The sequence below is a fragment of the Desulfolutivibrio sp. genome (assembly GCF_036584575.1).
Classification (GTDB): domain Bacteria; phylum Desulfobacterota; class Desulfovibrionia; order Desulfovibrionales; family Desulfovibrionaceae; genus Desulfolutivibrio.
The window spans coordinates 30,066-52,948 of sequence record NZ_JAZHDB010000162.1 but is presented as its reverse complement, the minus strand read 5'-3'; the positions used below and the strand labels follow the sequence as shown (position 1 = coordinate 52,948).

Annotated in this window: 23 protein-coding genes; 14 read left to right on the top strand and 9 right to left on the bottom strand. The window is 60.2% G+C overall.

Going from position 1 to position 22,883, the window contains the following annotated elements; all coding sequences use genetic code 11:
* From V3572_RS12070 to V3572_RS12005, 13 genes are all read left to right on the top strand, one after another.
* Positions 1–409 (top strand): hypothetical protein (locus V3572_RS12070; RefSeq protein ID WP_332111249.1); only part of this gene is annotated, 409 nt, incomplete at its 5' end.
* Between the two features lie 31 nt (positions 410–440).
* Positions 441–908, top strand: a complete 468-nt coding sequence (locus tag V3572_RS12065; RefSeq protein ID WP_332111247.1) for a MarR family transcriptional regulator — start codon at positions 441–443, stop codon at positions 906–908.
* A 45-nt stretch (positions 909–953) separates the two neighbouring features.
* Entirely contained in the window at positions 954–1,775 is an 822-nt protein-coding gene (locus V3572_RS12060) for an EFR1 family ferrodoxin (RefSeq protein WP_332111246.1), read from the top strand.
* A gap of 276 nt (positions 1,776–2,051) precedes the next feature.
* A complete protein-coding gene (locus V3572_RS12055; RefSeq protein WP_332111245.1) occupies positions 2,052–4,493 on the top strand; it encodes a PAS domain S-box protein in 2,442 nt (813 codons plus the stop codon).
* A 35-nt stretch (positions 4,494–4,528) separates the two neighbouring features.
* Positions 4,529–5,362, top strand: coding sequence for an AraC family transcriptional regulator (locus tag V3572_RS12050; protein ID WP_332111243.1), 834 nt, complete (start codon positions 4,529–4,531; stop codon positions 5,360–5,362).
* Between the two features lie 190 nt (positions 5,363–5,552).
* Complete coding sequence (locus tag V3572_RS12045) at positions 5,553–6,503, top strand: DMT family transporter (RefSeq protein WP_332111242.1); 951 nt, start codon at positions 5,553–5,555, stop codon at positions 6,501–6,503.
* Positions 6,504–6,874: 371 nt separating this feature from the next.
* On the top strand, positions 6,875–7,633 hold the full coding sequence (locus tag V3572_RS12035) for a hypothetical protein (protein ID WP_332111241.1): 759 nt from the start codon (positions 6,875–6,877) through the stop codon (positions 7,631–7,633).
* 3 nt (positions 7,634–7,636) lie between these two features.
* Positions 7,637–8,314: a queuosine precursor transporter gene (locus V3572_RS12030; protein WP_332111240.1), complete on the top strand. Its 678-nt coding sequence runs from the start codon at positions 7,637–7,639 to the stop codon at positions 8,312–8,314.
* On the top strand, positions 8,314–8,835 hold the full coding sequence (locus V3572_RS12025; protein WP_332111239.1) for a DUF4416 family protein: 522 nt from the start codon (positions 8,314–8,316) through the stop codon (positions 8,833–8,835). Before V3572_RS12030 ends, V3572_RS12025 begins: the two co-directional genes overlap by 1 nt.
* Before the next feature lie 338 nt (positions 8,836–9,173).
* Positions 9,174–10,076, top strand: coding sequence for a hypothetical protein (locus V3572_RS12020; protein WP_332111238.1), 903 nt, complete (start codon positions 9,174–9,176; stop codon positions 10,074–10,076).
* Between the two features lie 77 nt (positions 10,077–10,153).
* Positions 10,154–10,708, top strand: coding sequence for a hypothetical protein (locus V3572_RS12015; RefSeq protein ID WP_332111237.1), 555 nt, complete (start codon positions 10,154–10,156; stop codon positions 10,706–10,708).
* Positions 10,709–11,001: 293 nt separating this feature from the next.
* Positions 11,002–11,415 carry a diacylglycerol kinase gene (locus V3572_RS12010; RefSeq protein ID WP_332111236.1) on the top strand — a complete coding sequence of 138 codons (414 nt, stop codon included), beginning with the start codon at positions 11,002–11,004 and terminating at the stop codon, positions 11,413–11,415.
* A gap of 47 nt (positions 11,416–11,462) precedes the next feature.
* Positions 11,463–12,221 (top strand): DUF3313 domain-containing protein, encoded by a 759-nt coding sequence (locus V3572_RS12005; protein WP_332111235.1) that lies wholly within the window; start codon positions 11,463–11,465, stop codon positions 12,219–12,221.
* A gap of 212 nt (positions 12,222–12,433) precedes the next feature.
* On the opposite strand, the gene ribD is transcribed toward V3572_RS12005, so the two are convergent.
* Together ribD and V3572_RS11995 are read right to left on the bottom strand one after the other, a co-directional pair.
* A complete protein-coding gene (gene ribD / locus V3572_RS12000) occupies positions 12,434–13,531 on the bottom strand; it encodes a bifunctional diaminohydroxyphosphoribosylaminopyrimidine deaminase/5-amino-6-(5-phosphoribosylamino)uracil reductase RibD (RefSeq protein WP_332111234.1) in 1,098 nt (365 codons plus the stop codon).
* 10 nt (positions 13,532–13,541) lie between these two features.
* Positions 13,542–14,003: a deoxycytidylate deaminase gene (locus V3572_RS11995; RefSeq protein WP_332111233.1), complete on the bottom strand. Its 462-nt coding sequence runs from the start codon at positions 14,001–14,003 to the stop codon at positions 13,542–13,544.
* A 650-nt stretch (positions 14,004–14,653) separates the two neighbouring features.
* On the opposite strand from V3572_RS11995, the gene V3572_RS11990 reads away from it, so the two are divergent.
* Positions 14,654–16,285, top strand: coding sequence for a sensor domain-containing diguanylate cyclase (locus tag V3572_RS11990; protein ID WP_332111232.1), 1,632 nt, complete (start codon positions 14,654–14,656; stop codon positions 16,283–16,285).
* Between the two features lie 110 nt (positions 16,286–16,395).
* Here V3572_RS11990 and glyA read toward each other — a convergent pair whose 3' ends face one another.
* From glyA to rpmF, 7 genes are all read right to left on the bottom strand, one after another.
* Positions 16,396–17,634, bottom strand: a complete 1,239-nt coding sequence (gene glyA / locus V3572_RS11985) for a serine hydroxymethyltransferase (protein ID WP_332111231.1) — start codon at positions 17,632–17,634, stop codon at positions 16,396–16,398.
* Between the two features lie 121 nt (positions 17,635–17,755).
* Entirely contained in the window at positions 17,756–19,000 is a 1,245-nt protein-coding gene (fabF, locus tag V3572_RS11980) for a beta-ketoacyl-ACP synthase II (protein ID WP_332111230.1), read from the bottom strand.
* Between the two features lie 264 nt (positions 19,001–19,264).
* On the bottom strand, positions 19,265–19,501 hold the full coding sequence (locus V3572_RS11975) for an acyl carrier protein (protein ID WP_332111228.1): 237 nt from the start codon (positions 19,499–19,501) through the stop codon (positions 19,265–19,267).
* A gap of 30 nt (positions 19,502–19,531) precedes the next feature.
* Positions 19,532–20,275: a 3-oxoacyl-[acyl-carrier-protein] reductase gene (fabG, locus tag V3572_RS11970; RefSeq protein WP_332111227.1), complete on the bottom strand. Its 744-nt coding sequence runs from the start codon at positions 20,273–20,275 to the stop codon at positions 19,532–19,534.
* Between the two features lie 300 nt (positions 20,276–20,575).
* Positions 20,576–21,574 carry a beta-ketoacyl-ACP synthase III gene (locus tag V3572_RS11965; RefSeq protein WP_332111226.1) on the bottom strand — a complete coding sequence of 333 codons (999 nt, stop codon included), beginning with the start codon at positions 21,572–21,574 and terminating at the stop codon, positions 20,576–20,578.
* Positions 21,575–21,591: 17 nt separating this feature from the next.
* Positions 21,592–22,698, bottom strand: coding sequence for a phosphate acyltransferase PlsX (gene plsX, locus V3572_RS11960; protein WP_332111225.1), 1,107 nt, complete (start codon positions 22,696–22,698; stop codon positions 21,592–21,594).
* Positions 22,688–22,870, bottom strand: a complete 183-nt coding sequence (gene rpmF / locus V3572_RS11955; RefSeq protein WP_332111224.1) for a 50S ribosomal protein L32 — start codon at positions 22,868–22,870, stop codon at positions 22,688–22,690. Before rpmF ends, plsX begins: the two co-directional genes overlap by 11 nt.
* Positions 22,871–22,883 lie beyond the last annotated feature (13 nt).

The window sequence follows — 22,883 nt, the reverse complement described above, 5'->3', positions numbered from 1 at the left end:
GCAGCGCGATGCGGCCCGGGGAAACGCGTTTTCGGGGATGGCGACCCACGTCCCGGGGCAGGACGAGGGACTGGCGGAAACGCCGGGCGGCAGCGCGAAGCGTTGCTGGCGTCCGGCGGTCTCCGGCGGCCCCGAGGCCGGTACAACGCCCAGGCCTCTTGCCTCTTTTGCTCCCCGACGCTGGCCCGAAACCGACAGACCGGACGAGGGACTGGCCAAAAAACCGGACGACAGCACGAAGCAGTGCTGTCGTCCGGTTTTTTCGGGGGTGAGATATCCGAAATACGAGGCTTTTTCCCCTTCGCCCGCTTCGCCGGGATCAAAAAAATGTCCTGAGCCGGGCGAGGATTGTCCACAAAAAGCTGGAATGACCGGTGGTTTCTGGGTTGAGGCAAAGCAGAGGACTTGACAGGATAGTTAGGTATGCTTACAAACACCCCATGGATGCGCAACAAAATCAGTTTGAATACATGCTGGAAGCACTAATGCAATTTGTTGACGCTGTAAACGAAAGACACGCTGGTGGAGTGTTTTTCGGATCGAAACAGCGTCTCTATCCTGCTGAGATTCATACAATTGTGGCCATTGGAAACAATCCAGGGATAGGTTTGACCAAACTTGCTGAAAAATTAAGTATAGCTAAACCAACTCTATCTGATCGTATACGAAAGCTTGTTGATAAAGGATTTGTGGTAAAGGATAAAAATTCTACAGACCAAAAAGCAATGATGCTACGGCTTACGGAAGAAGGCAAAAAAGCTGAAAAGCATCATGAAATGCACCATCTTAAGATGTACGAGGTATTTAGGAAATATTTTGGTGATGATACGGCTGTAAAAATCAACCTGTTTACAAACACATTCAAGGAACTCGCAAAATTTGAAGAGGAAACGGCTAAAAAGGAATAATTTTTTAGTTTTTTGTTAGCATCACTAACAACCATGGAGAATCACATGCACATCGCGATAGTGTTTTTCTCGGCAACAAACAACACGAGGACAATGGCCGAAATAATAAAAGATCGATTTATAGATTTAAACGCGAAGATTGATCTATATGATGTGACCACAGAGGAGGCTAGGACAACTAATCTGGATATATCCACATACGATGCCGCTGTTTTCGGTTTTCCAGTTCATTCTCTTCGCGCCCCAAAATTGATTCGTCAATGGCTTGGGACATTGAATGGAAATGGCATGAAATGTAGTATGTTTTTCACTTACGGTGGGTTTATGGTCCACCCCTCCCATTTCTCCACAGCGGAAATACTTAAAAAGAGGAATTTTACCGTCGTATCTTCAGCGGAATTTCCAGGTAAGCATACCTACAATCTGGCAGGTTGGAACGCCTTCCCGGATCGCCCAGACAAGCGCGAATTTGAACTTGCGAAAATATACGTCGAAGCTACTTATCGTCGTTTTACTGGAGAAGATACAAATATTCTATCAAGACTTGATCAAAATATTTTTAGTGAGGAGCAGCTCGATAATTTCGAAAAATTACGTTACAAAATAATAACCACACTCCCGACAAGATCAGGACAAGATTGTTGCATGTGCGGGATGTGCGAAAAATTATGCCCAACACAAGCAATGGATTATATTCTTGGAGTAGCAAATCCCGAGCTCTGCATCGCATGTCTTCGCTGTGTTGCTATTTGCCCTGAAGAGGCTCTAAAAACAAACGATACTCGCCCATCATGGAATAGGAAACTCTCAATGAGTAATACTTCTGAAATAAAATTGAACAGTCAGAATGGCAAAATATACCTTTGAGAATACATATGAACCAAGCATTTCTAAATTTTCATATTGGAGATTTTCAATGTTGTCTTATTTCTGATGGTATGCATTCTGTACAGTGAGAGTATTCACCTGACATTGCCGCCCCCGGCGGTCCCAAGTCCGGTACGCGGCCTCCCTCCTCCCTTCGCAGGAAACCGACAAAACCACTCCCGCCATTGCCTTTCCCGCGCTTTTCCCCATATACTGCCCAACCATCACAACGCCCTTCCCCAGTCGTTTCGGGCAAACCGACCCAACGAGAATCCCATGGACGACCGAAACGACGACACCCTCCACCTGGCCCAGGCCAAGGCCCGCATCCACGAACTTGAGGCCGAAAACGCAACCCTGCGCGAAAGCTCTGATCGCTACGCCACGCTGCTCAACGAGGCCCCCCTGCCCATCATGGTGCATGCCGACTACCGCATCGTGTTCATCAATCCGGCGGCCGTGCGGGCCTTCGGCGGCGACTCTCCGGAGCAGTTCCTTAACCGCTACGTCCTGGACATCCTTCCGAAAGAACGCCGCGAGCTGGCCCGGCAGCGCATCGAAAATCTCTACGCCAAAAAAGGCCATTTCCCCATGATCTCCGTCCAGTATTACCGTCTGGACGGCAGTCCCTTCGAAGCGGAGATCATGGCCACCATGGCCGACTGGAAGGGCCGCCCGGCGGGACAGGCGATCTTTCGGGACGTGACCGAGGAGCGTCGCACCCGTGACGAACTACGGCACAGCGAGGAGAAGTACCGCCTGCTGGCGGAAAATGCCGCGGATGTCATCTGGACGGTGAACGCCGAAGGACAGTTCACCTACATCAGCCCATCGATTCAAAAACTGCGCGGCCTGACCTCCGAGGAGGCCATGGCCGAGACGATCCCCCAGACCATGACCCCGGCCTCCTACGCCGAGGTGCTCCGCCAGTCCGAGGCCCACGCCCGCAAAGGCGGCCGGGACGACCTGCACCTGGAGGTCGAGCAATACCACAAAGACGGCTCCACGGTCTGGGTGGAGATGGTCATCCGGCCCCTATTCGACGTTGGCGGAGGCAAGGCCGGATTCGTCGGCGTCTCCCGCGACGTCACCCGCCGCCGGGCCGCCCAGGAGGCCCTACGCCAAAGCGAGGAACGCTTCCGGGCCTTTTTCGACAACGTGGAGGACATGATCTATTATCAAGGACTTGACGGCAGCCTGGCCATGCTCAACCGGGCCAGTTCCTTCATCACCGGCTATCCCGCCGCAGACTTCGAGAAAGACCCCCAATTATGGCGGCGCATCATCCACCCCGACGACGTACGCGACGCCGACGATTTTTTTTGCCGCTATCCCGACGGCGTGCCGTATTACGAAGTCACCTACCGGCTGCGCGCCAAGGACGGCCAGACCAAGTGGATCGAATCGCGCATGTACGGAGCCAAAGACACGTCGGGGAAATACGTCGGCTATCACTGCATCGACCGGGACGTCACCGAGCGCACGGCCTTGGAGCGTTCCCTCGTCGAGGCCCGGGACCGGGCCGAGGAGGCCAGCCGGGCCAAAAACGCCTTCCTGGCCACCATGAGCCATGAGATCAGAACGCCCCTAAACGGCATCATGGGCATGCTCCAACTTGCCGAGTTCACGGAACTTTCCGCCGAGCAGGAAGACTACCTCGCCGGCGCCCTCACCTCCTGCCGCAACCTCATGCACGTCTTAAACGACATCCTGGACATCGCGCGCATCGAGGCCGGGGCCCTGGGGCTTGTAACGGAGGACTTCCCCCTGGCGGCGGTGGTTGATCCGGTCATGGAACTGGCGGCGGGCGAGGCCCGGCGCAAGGGACTGGCCCTGACGGCGACGGTCGCCCCGGATGTCCCGGACACCCTGCGCGGCGATCCCGGGCGGCTTCGCCAGGTGCTCTTCAACCTGGTGGGCAACGCCTTGAAATACACCGAGGCGGGCGCCGTGCATATGGAGATCTCCCATTTGCCGTCTTGTCCGCTCCCCGGCGGGGTGTGCCTGTATGTGGCCATCGCCGACACCGGCATCGGCATCCCCGAAGACATGTTGGCGCACATTTTCGAGCCCTTTACCCAGTTGGAGACGGTGTTTTGCCGCAAGCACGGCGGATCGGGGCTTGGCCTGTCCATCGTGCGTCGTCTGCTTTCCCTCATGGGGGCCGCCTGCGCGGTGGAATCCCGGGAAGGACAGGGGACCGTCTTTTATCTGTCCATACCGCTCATGCGAAGCCCGGCGGGCCTTTCCCAGGGCGCCCCGGCGCTGTGCCCGGAGACGTTTCATGCCCGAATCCTGGTGGCCGAGGATGACCCCGTGAACCTGTTCACCACCCTCCGTTTTCTGGAAAAGCTCGGGCATGCGCCGCGCGGGGCCGCAGACGGCCAGGAGGCCCTGGCTCTGTTGCGCTCGGAACCCTTCGACTGCGTGCTCATGGACATCCAGATGCCGGGACGCAACGGCCTGGAGACCACCCGGGACATCCGGTCCTCCACGTCCGGGGAGTTCGATCCGGCTATCCCCATCGTGGCCCTGACCGCCCACGCCATGTCCGGCGACCGGGAGACGTTTTTGGCGGCCGGGATGGACGCCTACCTGTCCAAACCCGTGGACGTGGAGGCCTTGCGGCACACTCTGGACGCCGTCCTTTGCCGCCGCGTAAAGGGCTTCGTGAAAGCGTCGCCGACCCTTGCCGACGACAAGCCGTCCGAGGGTTGATGGTTTCCCCCGAATGGATCACTATGGTCCTCGCCATGGCCAGAAATCCCCTGCATTCCCACGTCGTTTTCCGACGCGACCCGGATCTGCCCGGGTTCGAGGTCCGCTATTCCCGATACGGCGGCTACGCCTTCCGCAAGCACACCCATGCCGCCTATTGCGTGGGGGTGGTGGAGTCCGGGGAAAGCGCCTTCTACCTGGACGGGCGCGTCCTGCGCACCAAGCCCGGGGACGTGGTGTGCATCAATCCCGGCGAGGTCCACGCCTGCAACCCCGATCCCGGATCGGCCATGATCTACCGCATGGCCTACATCTCCCCCCTGTGGATCACCCGGGTGGGGGCCGAACTCTTCGGCCCCGAGGCCGGGGCGTTCCGATTCGCCTGCCCCGTGCTTGAGGACCGCGACATGGCCGGGGCCTTCGAGGCCCTGTTCGCCGCCGCGGCCCGGCGGGAGCCGACGGCCGCCGACGTTCTGGAGAAGGAAAGCCTCCTGGTGTCGGCCCTGGGGGCGCTCATGAGCCGGTTTTCGGAGGTCTCGCCGCCCGGCGACACCGGGGAGAACCAGGCGGCCAAGGCCGTGCGGGATCTGCTCGACGCCGACCCGGCGGGCGGACACAGCCTGGAGGATCTGGCCCGGGCCTCCGGGCGCGGCCGGTTCCACACCCTGCGGCTGTTCCGCGAGGCCTATGGCCTGCCGCCCCACGCCTACCGCACCCAACTCCGGGTGGAGCTGGCCAAGACCCTGCTCGCCCGGGGCGCATCCATCGCCGACACGGCCCAGGAGACGGGCTTTGTCGATCAAAGCCACTTCACCCGGGTCTTTCGGGAACACACCGGGGCCACGCCCAACCAATACCAGACCGGCTGAGGCCGCGCCCCCCATACGCAAAAAACGCCTCCGCCACCGCAATATCCTGCCATACGCCTCCCCCGTCCCGGGCTACACCCCGGGCACGACGTGTTTCGGCCGACACCCCGGCGTCACCCGCCCGCACCCTGCGGCCACGGGTTCCGGGGCATGATCCAAATCGCGCCTACTGCCTGAAAAGGAGGATTGCGTGACAAATCGCACGGCATCCGCATTGCCGACGGTGTGCCTGGCCGGGGCCGTCATCCTCTGGGGATCGAGCTTCGTGGCCGCCAAACAGGCCCTGACCGCCTTTTCGCCCCTGGCCCTGGTCTTTGTGCGCATGGCCCTGGCGGCGGCCGTTTTCGCCTGCGCCGGGCCGTTTATGAGGCCCAGCCGCCCGGCCCGCGGTGACTGGAAATGGCTGGCCCTTTTGTGCCTGTTCCAGCCCTGCCTGTATTTCATCTTCGAGAGCCACGCCCTGACCCTGACCACGGCCTCCCAGGCCGGGGTCATCTCGTCGCTGGTGCCGCTTCTGGTCACGGTGGGGGCCAGGGTGTTTTTCGCCGAGCCGCTCTCGCCGCGCATGGTGGCGGGGCTCGTCCTTTGCCTGGCCGGGGTGGCCGGGTTGTCCCTGGGGGCTGGCCATGAGGCCGAGGCCCCCGACCCGGTAGCGGGCAATGTCCTGGAACTTACGGCCATGGCCTGCGCCGCCGGATACATGCTGGTGGTCAAGCATTTATGCGCCCGCCACGACACCTGGCGGCTCACGGCCCTGCAATGCTACGCCGGAGCGATCTTTTTTCTTCCGGCGGCCCTGGCCGCTCCCGCCGACATGTGGCGCGCGGCCGACGCCTCGGCCTGGGCCTCGGCGGCCTATCTGGGCCTTGGGGTGACCGTCGGGGCCTTTGGGCTCTACAACATGGCCATGGCCCGCATTCCGGCCGGACGGGCCTCCATGGCCATCAACCTGGTGCCTCCGGCCGCCCTGGCCGCCGGGGTGTTGTGCCGGGGCGACATCCTCACCCCGGGACAAATGCTGGCCTGCGCGGTTATCGCCGCCGGGGTGCTCCTGGGACGGGCGGGAGGCGCCTCCAAAGCCCGTTTCCGCAAAAAAGCCCGCCCGGCGCAGGGCGCTTCCGGCGCAGAGCATGTCCCTTGAAAAACACACCCCCGGTTCTTCACTGACATCATTTTATCTCGAATCATCCGGCTTCCGGCTTGTATTCTCCATACCTGCACCGCCGCATTTCAACCAGATATGACAAGCTCGCCTTCACATACCTTTCGTTCCTTCATGTGGCGGCGATTTCAATCTGGTTAAGATAAATGTCGACACGGCCCAGTCATGCCCCATCAATTTTATTTCACGAACGCAACACGAGGTGGTCGATTCGCCTCCGCCTGTGAAACAGAAAAGGCAAAAAAAAATATCAGCCACCAATATCATTTGACAAAAAATACTTCGCATGAAATAATAAAAAAATTGTTTAGCTACACTTGCAAATTAATATGTCATATTTGAGGCACTCTATGATAAGTGAATATGACGCTTTCAATGCTACTGGCAAGGCGATTGTAATTGGCAAGTCTGTTACGAAAGCTGTTCACGAATTCATGTGGCCATGTGATGAAAATTTTACAGCTCGTCTTAAATCAATTTTAGCTGAGGTTGAATCAGAGACTCCTTTACCAAGGCACATCACCGCAGAGTGCTTAGGGCTTTTGGTGCGCGACCTAATTACATTCCATAAAGAACAACCTAGGCAGCAATATCAATCTTTAATTAAGGATATAGTTTCATTGTTCGAAAAGTTTACAGATAATTCACTTTCATTGTTCAATAGCGGCATCCCAGTCTACCTAAATAACATTAAAGAAATATGGATATGCTGTGAACCATGCCTTGAACTTTTAAAATCAAATCATTTATTTTACAATCAGCTCATAAGAATTATCTCTACCGATATTGAAAAAATCACTTTTCATTTAAAATCAAAAATATACTATGAAGCGTTGGTAAAATCTCTTGAAAACGAACCCATTATAGCAAGCCCCGCAGACACAATCAACTTTAACTTAATTGAAGAGTTAACAACGAGACCAGTTTATATTTATTTCCAAAAAAACGGGGGCATCTTTGGCGTTGCAGGAAAGTCGCATCCAAATGGAACTTTTAGCGACGGAAAGATAGTACTTGACGTTGACATCCCAAAAGATTGGTTTAGCTTTTTGAATAGAGAATCTCTACACTCTTATATACACGAAATTAAATCAAAATCAAAAGGATAAGACATGAATGATTCTCTTTTATATCTAGTTGCAGTATCCTTGATCGCGTTTGCTCTCCCTGTCTTTGCCGACAAGCTTGGACGGGAATATCTAATTGGGCTGTTACCGATTTATTTACTAACAGGCAATGTACTCGCAGAAAGTTTTATTACATTCGGGCCAATAATAACAAGCTACGCAATCCCCATTTATGCTTCAACATTCCTAATCACAGACATCCTTTCAGAACGTTACGGACGAGAGGAATCAAAGCGCGCAGTTTGGCTTGGTTTTATCGGACAAATATTTTTTGTAATTATGCTGTCGCTCATTCTTTACGCGCCGATAATGCCGGAAAAAAAGCAAGCATTGGAGGCTGCGCTTGGCTTCATGCAACGTTTAATATTGGGGTCTTCTGCTGCTTATATAATTAGTCAGTTTGTCGATGTATGGATTTTTCACGAGATTAAAAACAGAACTGGCAATAAATCGAAATGGCTTAGAAATAACGTTAGTACGGCATTATCACAACTCATAGACACTGCAATCTTTTTAGGCATAGCTTTTTATGGACATCCTCCTTTTGAAACTTTTTCATCATGGTTCCTTTTTGTTATTACAACGTGGATAGTAAAAGTGATTGTTGCTATTATCGATACCCCCTTCTTCTACCTCGCCACTCGAAATGAAAGGAACAAATAGTGAAGGAGAAAGGATTATTCCTTGTAAGCTGTCTTTCAGATAAAAAACACATCGAGAATGGCTTACCGAATGAAATTTTATCTTCGCTTACAATTTTATTTGGCTCTATATATAATATAACAAAACCAAGTTTCAGCACTCTAATGCCCGAAGCATATCGAAATGAGTCTGGTAGTGATCTTGGTTCAACAATTGCCATCTTTAAAATGAAGAAGGACATATCGTATCTTTGTCAAGCAAAATCACTTCTTGTAGAAACTGAAAGAAGATTTTCTTTTGACAATTTTCGTAGATATAACTTAAATCCTGGTATATTTCATAAAGGTTTTTTATTTATGGCTTCTCACAAAAATGGTCCAAGACGAGCACAGCTTTGTAAAGACGTATGGATTGAACCACAACTTAGAATAACAAACAATACAGTCTACCCACTGCCATGGAGCTTTGAAGAGTTTCTTTGTGTACATGTAATCAAAGATATAGATCGCGCTATAAACGATAACTCAGCACACTGGGAATAATCTCCCTTTCTAAAACACACCCCGGTTCTTCACTGACATCATTTTATCTCGAATCATCCGGCTTCCGGCTTGTATTCTCCATACCTGCAGCGCGCACAAGCATTGTCTCAAATTTGAAATATTCAAAAATACAAACCCATGAAAAAATGCTTTCGTAACCTCACCGCTCTTTCGGAATTCCTGAAATTACGCAACATGAGCACGAACGCGTTCCCAGACGAGGCAATTCCCTCTTTACATGTAATGGCATCCCTACTACATGGTGAAGAGTGAGCCGTGCATTCCCGATTCCCGGCCTGCTGCCTGCCGCAACCACACGTTCCCGAGGAGGATGGGCCATGATCGCAGACGAATGGTCGTGCCAGATCCAACGATACTGGAAAAAGGGCAGCCTCCGCCCGCATTCGGGACAGCACGTTGACGGCACGCCGCCCAAAGGCCGATGGCCCCGGCGCATGTTCCTGGCCCTTTTCCTGATCCTTGCGGCCGGGTCGGCCCAGGCCGCCGGTCTGGTCGTGGACCACACGTCCGTCGGCATATTCCCAAGCATTCCCCAAAGCGCCTTCACCGCCGCCCGGCAACAAACCGTGGCCTGGTACACCCACACCTCCCACGGCAGCCAGCTCTACCAGGGGCTGACCATGCTTTCGGAGGACGGATACGCCATCCCGCCGGGTTTTACCGACAACTACGACACCGACCTGGGCAACGCCGAGTGGGACACCCTGACCCGCACCTGGCTGACCGCCCACCCCACGACCACCCTGGTCATGTGGTCCTGGTGCGGGCAGCTCTCCTGGATGTCCAGCACCGAGGTGGACGCCTACCTGGCCAAGATGCAGGCCCTGGAGACCGAATATCCCGGGGTGGTCTTCGTGTACATGACCGGGCATCTGGACGGTTCCGGGCCGTCGGGAACCCTGTATCAGAACAATGACCGCATCCGGAATTTTTGCCGCACCGGCGCCAAGGTGCTGTACGATTTCGCGGACATCGAGAGCTACAACCCGGATGGCGCGTATTTCCCGGACGGGACGGACGCCTGCGAATGGTGCGAAACGTGGTGCGCAGGCCACACCTGCCCCGCCAACTGCACCACAAGCTACGGCGACTGCGCCCACTCCCACTGCTTCAACTGCTACCGCAAGGGACAGGCCACTTGGTATCTGCTGGCCCGGCTGGCCGGATGGAACCCGGCCGGGAGCGTTCCGGTGAACGCCATGCTGCTTTTGTCGGAATGATGGCATGACGGTCGCGAGCGGTGACGCCATCCCGGGCCGTGTGGCTGACGCCACCGAAATAACGGAGGGAAACCGCCATGAGACCCACGTCCATGCACGTCCGGACCAAGCTCCTCATTTTGCTCGTCTTCCTGCTTGTCGCCTGCTTCCCGACTGCGACGCGGTGCGACGACGGCATCATGTTTCCCATCGTCGTCCATAAGCAAAGCACACCAAAAACAACCTACCTCAGCATCCCGTATACGGCCTTCATCGGCCCCCTGAACGCCACCGGCGCCCTTCTCATGACCGGGGCCTGCTGGAGCGACAACAGTTCCATCCTCATCTACCTCGGGGCTCCGGTCATGCTCCCCCATGGGGCCGTCATCAAGGAGCTTCGGGTCGACTATTATCAATACTATCCCACCGACGAGGGAACCTTCAACCTGTTCCGGGTGGACAGCGCCTCCCAGCACACCACTATGGCCTCGCTCAAATGCGGCAGCGCAGGCGGCGGCCGGGTGGCCACCACGGCCATCACCGCCCCTGTGGTGGACAACGCCGACTATTCCTACGTGATCCAGGCCTGGGGATTCCGTTGCGACCGCACGATGGCCATCCGCTCCGTACGCATCACCTATGAAACCCTATAAGGCCGTGCCCGAGGCATAGCCCATGATCCAGGAGCCTGCTCCGCCGAAAAGGCTGCCGGACACCAACATCGCGGGGTGCGTTCCCCTGCACGCGGCATAGGCGGCAGCGCCGCGTCTGTCCCCGGCATGCCCACAATCGTCTCGCACACCTCCCCCCGGCAGCTTTGAGGCTTCCCCTTCACGCCCTCTCGCGGTAAGCTGCCCTCTCTTGCGGCCTCACCAGGTGTGACGCCCGCACCCATGTCCCCGGGGGATCGCGCCACGTCGCGTTTCGCCGCACGGAAAAACCGTCCATGCGCAACAAATTTCTCGGCACCGGGGTGCCCGGCTACAACCCCCTGCGAAAACTCGCGGTCATCCTCTCGGGCCTGCGTTTCGCCATCGTTTACGACCTGTCCGTGGCCTACAAGGTCGTCCTGTCGCTTGGGGTGCTTGTCGCTGCGTTTCTTTTGCGGGCCTGGATGGATTTTTTGCTCATCTTCGTGGCCACGGGGCTGATGCTCATCGCCGAGATCTTCAACAGCACCATCGAGGCCGTCTGCGACTATCTGCAGACCGCCGAGGACCGCAAGATCGGGGCCATCAAGGACATGGCCGCCGCTGCGGCCGGAATCGCCATTTTTCTGTGGATCGTGGTCCTGGGGTACGAAGTCGTGGAGATGATCCTCCATCTGCGCCACAAGCCCCTGTGGATCGTCATCCCCTAACCGGGCCGGGCGACGCCCCGCCCCAAAAACCTGCCAAGAGGACGCCCATGAGTCTCGCCACGACTTCCCGCCTGACCAGCCTGTTTGTGTTGCTCATGATTTTTGCGCTCGCCGGATGCCAGTCCTCCTCCATGCGCGCCGCACCGGCCGCCGGAACGGGATTCGTCCCCATGTCCGAACTTGCGCCCAACCCCGATCTGCCGTTCAACAAGGCCTGGTTCAAGGCCGGAGTGGATTTTTCCTCCTACCACAGCGTCTACGTCCCCGGGGTCAACACCCACTACATGCTGCAGGGCTCCTCCTGGTGGCAATCCAAAATCCACGGCGACCAGATGCAGCAGGACGCCCAGACCGTGGCCGCCTACATGCGCCAGCACCTGATCGACGCCATCAAAAACGATCCGAAAAAACGCTTCCAGGTGGCGGACGCCGCCGGTCCCGGCGTTCTGGTCCTGGACGTGGCCCTGACGGAACTTGTGCCCAGCGACCCGGTCGTCGCGGCCCTGACCATGGCCGCGCCCTACGGATCGGGGATTGCGGTGGAGGCGGCGGCGCGCAAGGCCGGCGACGTGGCCACCGTGGCCTTCGAGGCCCGTCTGATCGACGGCGGCACGGGCGACACCATCGCCATGTTCGCCGACCGGGAAACGGCCAAGGCCGCCTACATCGATTTCAACGCCCTGACCTGGTACAGCGAGGCCCACGTGATCATCGGCGAATGGTCCACCCAGTTCGTGGCGGTCCTGGAGCGCCAGCCCGGGGAAGTGGTCAAGCCCGCCCCGTCCTTCTCCATCCTGGCCTGGTAGGCGCAGCGCCCCGGCCTCGGCCGCCCTGCCCCGGCCCCTGTGTCCCGGCCACGGGATCTGCGTGTCCGGGGTGTGCGGCGATCGCGGCGCCACGCGTCTGCTCCGTCACGCCTCGTGGCGCATTTGGCCAGGGAGCAACGCAACGCCCCCGCCCGGCAGCGGCGACCGGACGGGGGCGTTCGTATTCCTGGCGGCGTCGGCGCCGCCCGGGGTCAGTCCCCGGGCCGGAAGGTGACGAGCAGATCCTCGCCCAGGCGTTCCGTGGCGATGGTGCGCAGGCGCAAGGCCTGCTCCATGGTCTCGGCCCGGCGACCGGAAAAAAGCGGCACGGCCAATTCATCCCCCAAGATCTTGGGGGCGAAAAACAGCAGAAATTCATCGGCCAGGCCCGCCGCCAGCAGGGACAGCCCCAGCCTGCCGCCGCCCTCGCACAGCACGGTATGGCATCCGGCCTCGGCGCGAAGAATCGCCAGGGCCGCCGGAAGCGACAGTCTGCCGGGTTCGCCCACGGCCATGACCCGCACGCCCGTCTCGCGCAGGCCTACGGCGATGTCGGAGGCAGCGACGGCGGAGTCCGTGAGAAAAATCGTCTGTTCCGGACGCTGGCGCAAAAGCGTCACCTCCGCCCCGGGCTCGGGAAGCCGACTGGTCAACACCACGGCCAGGGGATTTTTGGCCCAGTCCGGGGCCGGGGAGAGGCGAGGGTCCAGGCCCGGGTCGTCGGCCCGGAAGGTCTCGCCGCCCACCAGCACGGCGTCGCAGCGGGCCCGCAGTTCATGCACCCGGCGTCTGGCGGCCTGGCCGGTGATCCACTGGGAATGCCCGGTGCGGCAGGCGATGCGGCCGTCCAGGGTGGCGGCCAGTTTGAGCTGCACAAAGGGCCGGGTGGTCGTCTTCCAGACCAAAAAATCCGCTATCATGTCCCGGCATTCGCGCTCCAGCACCCCCACGGCCACGGCCACGCCGCGCTCGCGCAAAAACGCCGCCCCATTCCCGGCCACGTCGGGGTTGGGGTCGGGGCAGCCCACGTAGAGGCGTTTGATTCCGGCCTCCAAAAGGGCCCTGGTGCAGGGCGGGGTCTTGCCATGGTGGTTGCAGGGTTCAAGCGTCACGTACATGGCGCAGGCCGCCGGATCGACGCCCTTTTGCCGGGCGTCGTCCAGGCAGGCCACCTCGGCATGCGGGCCGCCGCACCGCTCATGCCGCCCGGCGGCCACCACCTGGTCATCCTTCACCAGGACCGCGCCCACGGCCGGGTTGGGGGCCGTCAGTCCCCGCGACTTCGCGGCCTGGGCCAGGGCCTCGCGCATGAAGCGCGCGTCACGATCCGAAAGTACCGGTGAGCAGTTCAAAGCCGATCCCCGCTTCCGCCACCATGGCCTCGGAGAGTTCGTCCGGATAGGCCTGGGAGAAGAAGATGTGTTTGACCTTGCAGTTGATCAACATTTTGGCGCAGATGAGGCAGGGCTGGGTGGTGCAGTAGATGTCCGCGCCCTCGATGCTGATGCCGTGGACGGCGGCCTGGATGATGACGTTTTGTTCGGCGTGCAGGCCGCGGCACAGTTCATGGCGCTGCCCGGAGGGGATGCCGAGCTTTTCCCGCAGGCAGCCCACGTCCAGGCAGTGGGCAATGCCCGAGGGCACGCCGTTGTAGCCCGTGGCCAGGATGCGTTTGTCGCGCACGGCCACGGCCCCGACCTTGCGGCGCAGGCAGGTGCTGCGCTCGGCCACCAGGTGGGCGATGCGCATGAAGTAGTCGGGCCAGGGGAGTCGGTTGTCCATTCGTATGGCCTTTGGCGGCAGGCGTCATGCCGGTTTCGTGGCAGGCGTCATGCCGGTTACGTGGTGGTTGCGCAGGGTCAGCCCTTTGACCTGCCGCGAGGCGTTTTCGCCGTCCGGGACGCATGGTGCGACCGAACGGGCGACGGCTCGCCCGGGTTGGCGGCGGCGCCAGACTTGGCGGATTTTCGGGCCATGTCAAGCCCCACTCCGACGAGTCCGTGTCCGGGGCCCCCGGCAACGCGCCTGTACGGCTTGGCGTCACCCCTTCCGCTCTCTTCTGCGAAACGCACGCCATGTGCATTTTGGCATGGGAAAAGGATATCCCCGGCACTTCATGCCCAACCGTTTCGTCAGACCTGACGGCACGGCCCCGGATGCGGACGGACGACGCATTGGGCAAAGTATATTGCATGATCCCGTGGCATGCTGTAGAGAAACAGTGATAAAGCAGGCTTACGGGGCGGCGCTGCGGACTGTCTTGGCGCGTGCGGCAAAACCACTCCATATCCCGGGCGGCGTACCATGGATTTTTAGAACAGATCACCTGCCTGATAGAAGCCGCAAAAAAATCCCGTCCGGGAATCCCCACATGGAGGGAACCGTTTTTTCCGGCTTCGCCTGAGGCGCGACCGGGTGAAGACGCAGACATTATGGACACGATCGTTCGCAAAAAAATACGCTTTTTCTACTACACCGCCGCCCTCGTGACCATGGCCGTGGTGGCCCTGGCCGTCTCCGTCCCGTATTTCATCGACTCCCGGAAAAACTACGACCTGCTCATTTCCGAGATAGAAAACTCCATCATCTTCTGGCACCAAGCAACGCTGAAACAAAGCGTCACCCGTACGATAAGCGAAATCGAGACGATACGTTCGCTCACCCGGGCCGAGTTTCAGGCCCTGTGCGACGCCCAGGCCCGGGCCTTCTCCCGTCTGGACGCACAGGACGTCAAAGCCCTGGCCGCGCCCCGACATGAAGGCTCGCCCCACCCGCCAGGCACGCCCTTGACCCTGGCCGACGCCGGAGTGGTGATCAGCGAACTGGCCACAGGGCGGGTGGTCTGGACCAACGGTCGCCAGGACGCCGATGCCTTCGCGCAGGACGGACCCGGCGAGGGGACCGCCTATCCCGTGACGGCCACGGCCCCCCTGCCCCAGGGGATGGCCGTTACCCTGTTTTTTCGGGCCGCGTCCCTGGACGCCCTGGCCAAGGCACGGGCCAAGGCCCTTATCCGCGCCGTGCGCTTCGACCAGGGCAGGTACATCTGGGTCAACGAGATCAAAAACTACGCCGGCGGCGACAATTACGCCGTCCGCGCCGTGAATCCGAACCTTCCGGAGACGGAGGGCAACCCTCTTTCCACCAATACGCCGGACATCCATGGCAATCTTCCGTACAAGGAGGAACTGGAGGGAATAAACAGGGACGGCGAGCTGTATTTCAAATACTACTTCAAAAAAGTGGACAGCATGGAAATCGCCCAGAAGATGTCGTACGCCAAGCTGTACAAGCCTTTCGACTGGATCGTGGCCACCGGCGTGTACATGGACGACATCGAGACCGTCATCCTGAAAAGAAAACAGGCCCTGACAGACGCCTATGCGGCGCAGGTCAGAAGCTTCATCATCCTCATGGCGGCCGTCTTCGTGGTGTGCGCGACGCTGTTTTACGCGTTCGAGCGCCGGGTACATGCCATGGTCATCTCCTTCGTCTCCAGACTGCATGAAAACGAGCAGGAGCTGGTCAAAAAAAACGACCGGCTCACCGCAGCCTATACCCAGCTCGAACATGTGGCCTATCACGATTTCCTGACCGGGCTCCTCAACCGGCACGCCATGTCCGACAGGATCGGGGAGGAATTCTCCAGAAGCGCCCGCAGCGGGGCGCCCTTCTGCCTGATCCTGGCCGACATCGACGAGTTCAAGCGCATAAACGACACCCTGGGCCACGACGTTGGCGACCAGGTGCTGGCCAAGGCCGCAAACCGCCTACGCAAAAATCTCCGGCATGAGGACGTGGCGGCCAGATGGGGCGGTGAGGAGTTTTTGATCCTGGCCACCGCCTGCACCCTGGAAAAGGGCGTCATCCTGGCCGAAAAACTGCGAGAGGTCGTCGAGGGAAGGCCCATCCGCGTCGGCGAGGCCGCCCTGCACGTCACCATGACCTTTGGCGTGGCGGCCTACGCGCCGGGCAAGACCTTCGATGAACTGCTCAAGGACGTGGACCTGCGCCTGTACGACGGCAAACGCGGCGGCAGGAACCGGGTGGTTTCGGACGCCTGAGCCTAGCCCCCCGGACCTCCCCCCATCGGCCAAAACAAAGGGGCCATGACCCGCCCGGCTCTATTGCCAGGTACGGATCATGGCCCCGAAAGAGCCGGAAAGCGCCCTCGCTAGCAGGCGAACAGCGGAAACTGACGGGCGAAGGCCTCGATCTCGATGCGAATCTCGTCCAGGCGCGTCTCATTGGCCCGGGCCTTGATGGCCGCGTCGATCCAGGCCACGATGCGCTCCATATCGGCCTCGCCCATGCCCCGGGTGGTCAGGGCCGGGGAGCCCAGGCGGATGCCCGAGGTCACGAACGGCGAGCGGGTCTCAAAGGGCACCGTGTTCTTGTTCACCGTGATCCCGGCCTTGTCCAGGGCGATCTCCGCTTCCTTGCCGGTCACGTCGGTGTTGGTCAGGTCGATGAGCATGAGGTGGTTGTCCGTGCCGCCGGACACCAGCTCGTAGCCCAGGCTCATGAGCCCCGTGGCCAAGACCTGGGCGTTTTTCACCACCTGCCCCTGGTATTTTTTGAACTCCGGACGCAGCGCCTCGCCGAAGGCCACGGCCTTGGCCGCGATGACGTGCATCAGCGGGCCGCCCTGGATGCCCGGGAAGATCTGGGAGTTGAGCGTCTTGCCGAACTCCTCCGAGGACAGGATGAGCCCGCCCCGGGGGCCGCGCAAGGTCTTGTGGGTGGTGGAGGTGGTGAAATGGGCATGCCCGATGGGCGAGGGATGGTGCCCCGTGGCCACCAGCCCCGCGATGTGGGCCATGTCCACCATGAGCTTGGCCCCAATTTCGTCGGCGATGGCCCGGAAACGCGGGAAATCGATGATCCGGGGATAGGCCGAGGCCCCGGCGATGATCATTTTCGGGCGATGCTCCCGGGCCAGCCGGGCCACTTCCTCGTAGTCGATGGTCCCGGTCTCTTTTTTCACATGGTAAAACACGACCTTGTACAGGCGTCCCGAGAAATTGACCGGGGAGCCGTGGGTCAGGTGTCCGCCGTGGGACAGGTCCATGCCCATGATGACGTCGCCCGGGGTCAGCGCCCCGAAGCACACGGCCATGTTGGCCTGGGAGCCGGAATGGGGCTGCACGTTGGCGTACTGCGCCCCGAAAAGGGCCTTGACCCGGTCCCGGGCCAGATCCTCGGCCACGTCCACATATTCGCAGCCGCCGTAATAGCGTTTGCCCGGATAGCCCTCGGCATACTTGTGGGTCATGACGCTGCCCTGGGCCTGGCGTACGGCCGCGGACACGAAGTTCTCCGAGGCGATCATTTCCAGCTTGCCGGTCTGGCGCTCAATCTCCAGGGCAACCGCCCTGCCGATTTCCGGATCTGAGATATACAGTTCGTCCATGTTCCTGTGATCCTTGCTTGAAGGTCGCGTCCCTTTCATCCGGTCGGCCGAATCGTCAGGACAATCTCGTGGCGCAAAAGCCCTGCGCGAAAACCCGTGTCTCTTTTTGCGGGCTGTGTCGCTAGTCCGTGAATTTCTTAAACACGATGCAGGCGTTGGCCCCGCCAAACCCGAAGGAATTGCACAACACCGAGGAGACCTCGGCCTTGCGGGCCACACCCGGGCAATAATCCAGGTCGCAGGCGGGATCGGGGTTTTCCAGGTTGATGGTGGGCGGGATGATGCCCTCCATGATGGTCTTGACGCTCATGACCGCCTCGATGCCACCGGCCGCGCCCAACGTATGCCCGACCATGGACTTGTTGGAGGTGATGGGCACCTTGTAGGCCGCAGAGCCGAAGACGGTCTTGATGGCCGTGGTCTCGCACAGGTCGTTGAGATAGGTGGACGTGCCGTGGGCGTTGATGTGGCCCACCTCTTCCGGGGCCAGACCCGCCTCGCGCAGGGCGGCGCTCATGGCCTGGGCCATGCCCTCGCCGGATTCCGGGGGCGCGGTCATGTGGAAGGCGTCCAGGGAGGCCCCGAAGCCGCCCACCTCGGCCAGGATGGTGGCCCCGCGGGCCTTGGCATGCTCCAGGGATTCCAGGACCAAAAGGCCGCAGCCCTCGCCGTTGACGAAACCGTCGCGCTCCTTGTCGAAGGGGCGCGAGGCCCTGGTGGGGTCGTCGTTGCGGGTGGACAGGGCCTTTAGGGCGTTGAACCCAGCGATGCCCAGGGGGGTGATGGTGGATTCGGCCCCGCCGCAGATCATGACGTCGGCCCGGCCCAAAAGGATGTCGGTATAGGCGTAGCCGATGCCGTGCACACCGGAGGCGCAGGCCGAGGTGGTGCACAGGCCAGGCCCCTTGGCCCCGGTGAAGATGGAGATCTGCCCGGCGGCCATGTTGGCGATGATCATAGGGATAAAAAAGGGCGACACCCGGCCCGGCCCCTGCTCCAGGAGCTTGGAATGGAACATCTCCAGGTCTTCCAGGCCGCCCAGGCCACAGCCCACGATGACCCCCACCCGGGAGGCCTCGGCGTCGGGAACCTTGTAGGCGGCGTTCTCCAGGGCCATGAGCCCGCAGGCCACGGCGAACTTGGTGAAGTAGGCCATGCGTCTGGCCTGTTTATGAGGGATGTACGCCTTTTCGTCGAAGTTTTTCACTTCGCAGGCGAAGGTGGTGTCGAAGCCGGTGGTGTCGAACCTGGTGATGGGGCCTGCGCCCGAGACGCCGGCCACAAGGTTCGTCCAGCTTTCGGTCAGGTCATTCCCGATGGGGGTGATGGCCGCAAGGCCGGTGACGACTACCCGTTTGCCGATCATAGAAACCCCTTCCCTCCGTCCGGCCGATGCGGGGTGTCACCTGCTCCGGCCGGGAAAAAATGGTGGAACCTGGTCGTCGGTGAAGAAAAGCCGGAACGCCCCGAACGCTGACGAACGGGGCGTCCCGAAGAAAACGCGGGGTTGCGGGTCACCCCCTCGCGGCTGGCGCCGCGCCCCCTGGATGCGCCACGGGCGATCCGGGAACGAAGGCCGCGACTGCATTGCTTTTCTTAAAAAACATGATCCTGTGTTACGGACGGGACACTAGGCCTGTTTCTTTTTTTCGATAAAATTGACGGCGTCTTTCACCATCAGGATCTGCTGGGCGTCCTCATCGGAAATCTCCACGCCGAATTCCTCTTCCATGGCCATGATCAGTTCGGTCAGGTCCAGGGAATCCGCGCCCAGATCCTCAACGAACTTGGCGTCGGAGACGACCTCCTTCTCATCCACGCCCAACTGATCGACAATAATTTCCTTCACTTTTTCAGCGACAGACATGCTTTCCCTCCAAGATAGAGCGATGTTTTTTTACAGATACATTCCGCCGTTGACCGCCAGCACCTGCCCGGTGACGTAGGCTGCGGCGTCCGAGGCCAAAAAGGCCACGGCGTCAGCCACCTCGCCAGCAGTACCGGCACGCTTTAAGGGGATGCGGTCAGCGTAGGAGGTCTTGACCGCGTCGGGCAGGACGGCGGTCATATCCGTTTCGATAAACCCCGGGGCCACGGCGTTGACCGTGATGCCGCGCGGGGCGAGCTCCAGGGCGGCAGACTTGGTCAGGCCGATGAGTCCGGCCTTGGCCGCCACGTAATTGGCCTGGCTCGCGTTGCCGGACTGGGCGACCACCGAGACGATATTCACGATGCGCCCGCTTCTGCGCTTCATCATGATCTTGGCCGCCTCGCGCAGGCAGGCGAACGCCCCGAAAAGGTTCACCCGAACCACATTTTCAAAGTCCTCATCGCGCATGCGCACGATGAACCCATCCTTGGTGATGCCTGCGTTGTTGACTAAAACGTGCAGGTCCACCTTGTCCTTGATCTGATCCGCAAAAAATCCGCTCACCGCCGCCATGTCGCCCACATCCAGGAACAGGGCGTCGGCCCGCCCTCCGGCGGCGGCGATCTCGTCGCACACGGCCTGGGCCTTCTCGGGCTTGCTCACATAGGTCAAAAGGACATGCAGGCCGCCTGCCGCCAGCTTTTTGGCCACGGCCGCGCCAATGCCCCGGGAGCCTCCCGTGACAAGGGCCGCTTTGGTCATCTCGCTCATGGATGCTTCCGTCTCAAGCTCACCGGAGGGACGCACAGCCCCCCTGGAGGTTTTCCCGGCCGCCCCCTGACCGGCCTCGGTGCAGGAGGCTGGTCGCGGACACTGCGGGACACTCTGAAAGAGTTTTTCCTATCGTACTTGCGGCCAAACGGCAAACACGATTTCAAGGCTCTGCCGCCGCCCGGGGGCGCCGCGCCACGGGGTGCGCCAGCGAAATCCGGACATCCGGATTTCCAGGCTGATCCTGTGAAAGAGTTCTTTCTCTCTTACTTAGCAGCGGTGGTTCCCGGGGAGGCGCCGCTAGAACTCCAACAGGGCCGCGCCCCAGGTGAACCCGCCGCCGAAGGCCGACAACAGCACCTTGTCCCCGGGCTTGATCTTCCCGGTCTGGAAGGATTCGGCCAGCCCCATGGCCACCGAGGAGGCCGAGGTGTTGCCGTAGCGGGCCACCGTGGCGCATACCTTCTCAATCGGCAGGCCGAGTTTTTTGGCCACGGCCTCCATGATGCGCCAGTTGGCCTGATGCGGGATGAAATAGTCGATGTCCGCGCCGGTGAGGCCGTTGGCGGCCAGCACGTCCTCGCACACCGAGACCATGTTGCGCACGGCGTGCTTGAAGACCTCCTGCCCGCTCATCTGCACGAAAAAGTCGTCGCCCACCACGTCGCCCAGGCGCATGGGACTTCCCGAGCCGCCGCCCTTGACCGTGAGCAGATGCCCAAGCGAACCGTCGCTCAAAAGCCGCACGTCCTTTATGGCCGCATCGCCAGGGCGTTTTTCCGCCTCCCCGGAGGTGATCACCACCGCTCCCGCGCCGTCGCCAAAAAGCACGCAGGTCCGCCGGTCGGCCCAGTTGGTGCGCGAGGTCAACACGTCGCAGGCGCACACCAAAACCTTGGCCGCCGGGGTCATGCAGATCACGGCCCGGGCCATGTCCAGGCCAAACAAAAAACCGGAACAGGCGGCGTTTAAGTCCATGGCCGCCTTGCCGCGCACCCCGAGCTTTTCCTCAAGGATGCAGGCCGCCGGGGGGCAATAGGCGTCGGGGGTCAGGGTGCAGAGAAAAAGATGGGTGAGCTCCTCGGGGGCCATGCCCGCCGCGGCCAGGGCCGCTTTGGAGGCCTCCAGGGACAGATCGCTGGTGGCCTGGCCCGGGGCGGCCACCCGCCGCTCCTTGATGCCGGTGCGGGAGGTGATCCACTCGTCAGAGGTCTCCACCGTGCGTTCCAGTTCGGCGTTGGTCAAAACCCGCTCGGGGACGTAATACCCAAGACCACGAATAAGGGGATATGTTTTCATGTGATGCAGGGAACGTGTTAGGGCGTCTGGTCCGGAGCGGCCGCCTCTTCCGTCCCGGCAGGCCCGATGGCCACGGCGGGTTCGGAGTGGCGTGATTTCTTCCGGGCCACCGTCAGGTTGATGTTGGCGGCGATGTCCTTGACCAGATGTTCGTTGGCGTTGCCGTCGACGAACCGGGCGGCCATGTTCACGGCGTTGGCGATGGCCTTGCTGTTGGAGGCCCCGTGGCACACCAGGCAGATGCCCTCCAGGCCCAAAAACGGCGCGCCGCCGTATTCGGCATAGTCCACGAGCCGGGAAAAGCGCTTCAGCGAGCTTAGGGCCAGCATGGTGCCGATCTTGCCGAAAAAGCCGCGCCGCAGTTCGCCCTTGAGCAGACGCCCCAGGGACGAGGCCAGGCCCTCGGACTGCTTGAGCACCACGTTGCCCACAAAGCCGTCGCACACCACCACGTCCACGTCGCCGGTAAACAGGTCGCGCCCTTCGACATTGCCCATGAAGTTTAAGGAACTCATGCGCATCAGTTCGAAGGCCTCCTTGACCTGGAGGTTGCCCTTGCCCTGTTCCTCGCCGATGGACAAAAGCGCCACCCGGGGATTGGGGATGCCGAGCATGGAGCGGGCCAGCACGTCGGCCATGATGCCGAACTGGAGCAGGTGGAACGGCTTGCAGTCCACGTTGGCCCCGACATCAATGAGCACGAAGTGGGACTTTTCCGTGGGCATGAAGGTGGCCAGGGCAGGGCGTTCCACGCCCGGCACCCGGCCGATGGTGAACATGGCGCTGGCCAGGGTGGCCCCGGAATTTCCGGCGCTGATGACCCCGTCGGCCTCTTTGTCGCGCACGAGGTTCACGGCCACCTGAATGGAGGAGTCCTTCTTTTTGCGAAGGGCCTCGGAGGGTTTCTCCTCCATCTCCACCGTCTGGGGGGCGTGAACGATCTCCACGCCCTGGCCCTTGACCCCAAGCGCGTCCAGCTCCGCCTCGATGCGGGGCTGATCGCCGACCAGGACGACGTCGATCTTCTTGGTCTTGGCGGCATGCAAGGCGCCGGGGATGACCACGTGGGGACCGAAGTCCCCGCCCATGGCATCCACGGCGATTCGCGGCCTTCTATTCGGCATCTTCCTGCCTGAGCATCTGACGGCCCCGGTAGGAACCGCAGCTCGGGCAGACGCGGTGCGGCAAGGTCGGCTCACCGCATTGGCAAAGGATCACGGTGGGGATGGCCACCTTATCGTGGGCGCGACGCATGCCCTTGCGGGACTTGGAAATTTTTCTATTAGGTACCGCCATCTTCTTTCAACCT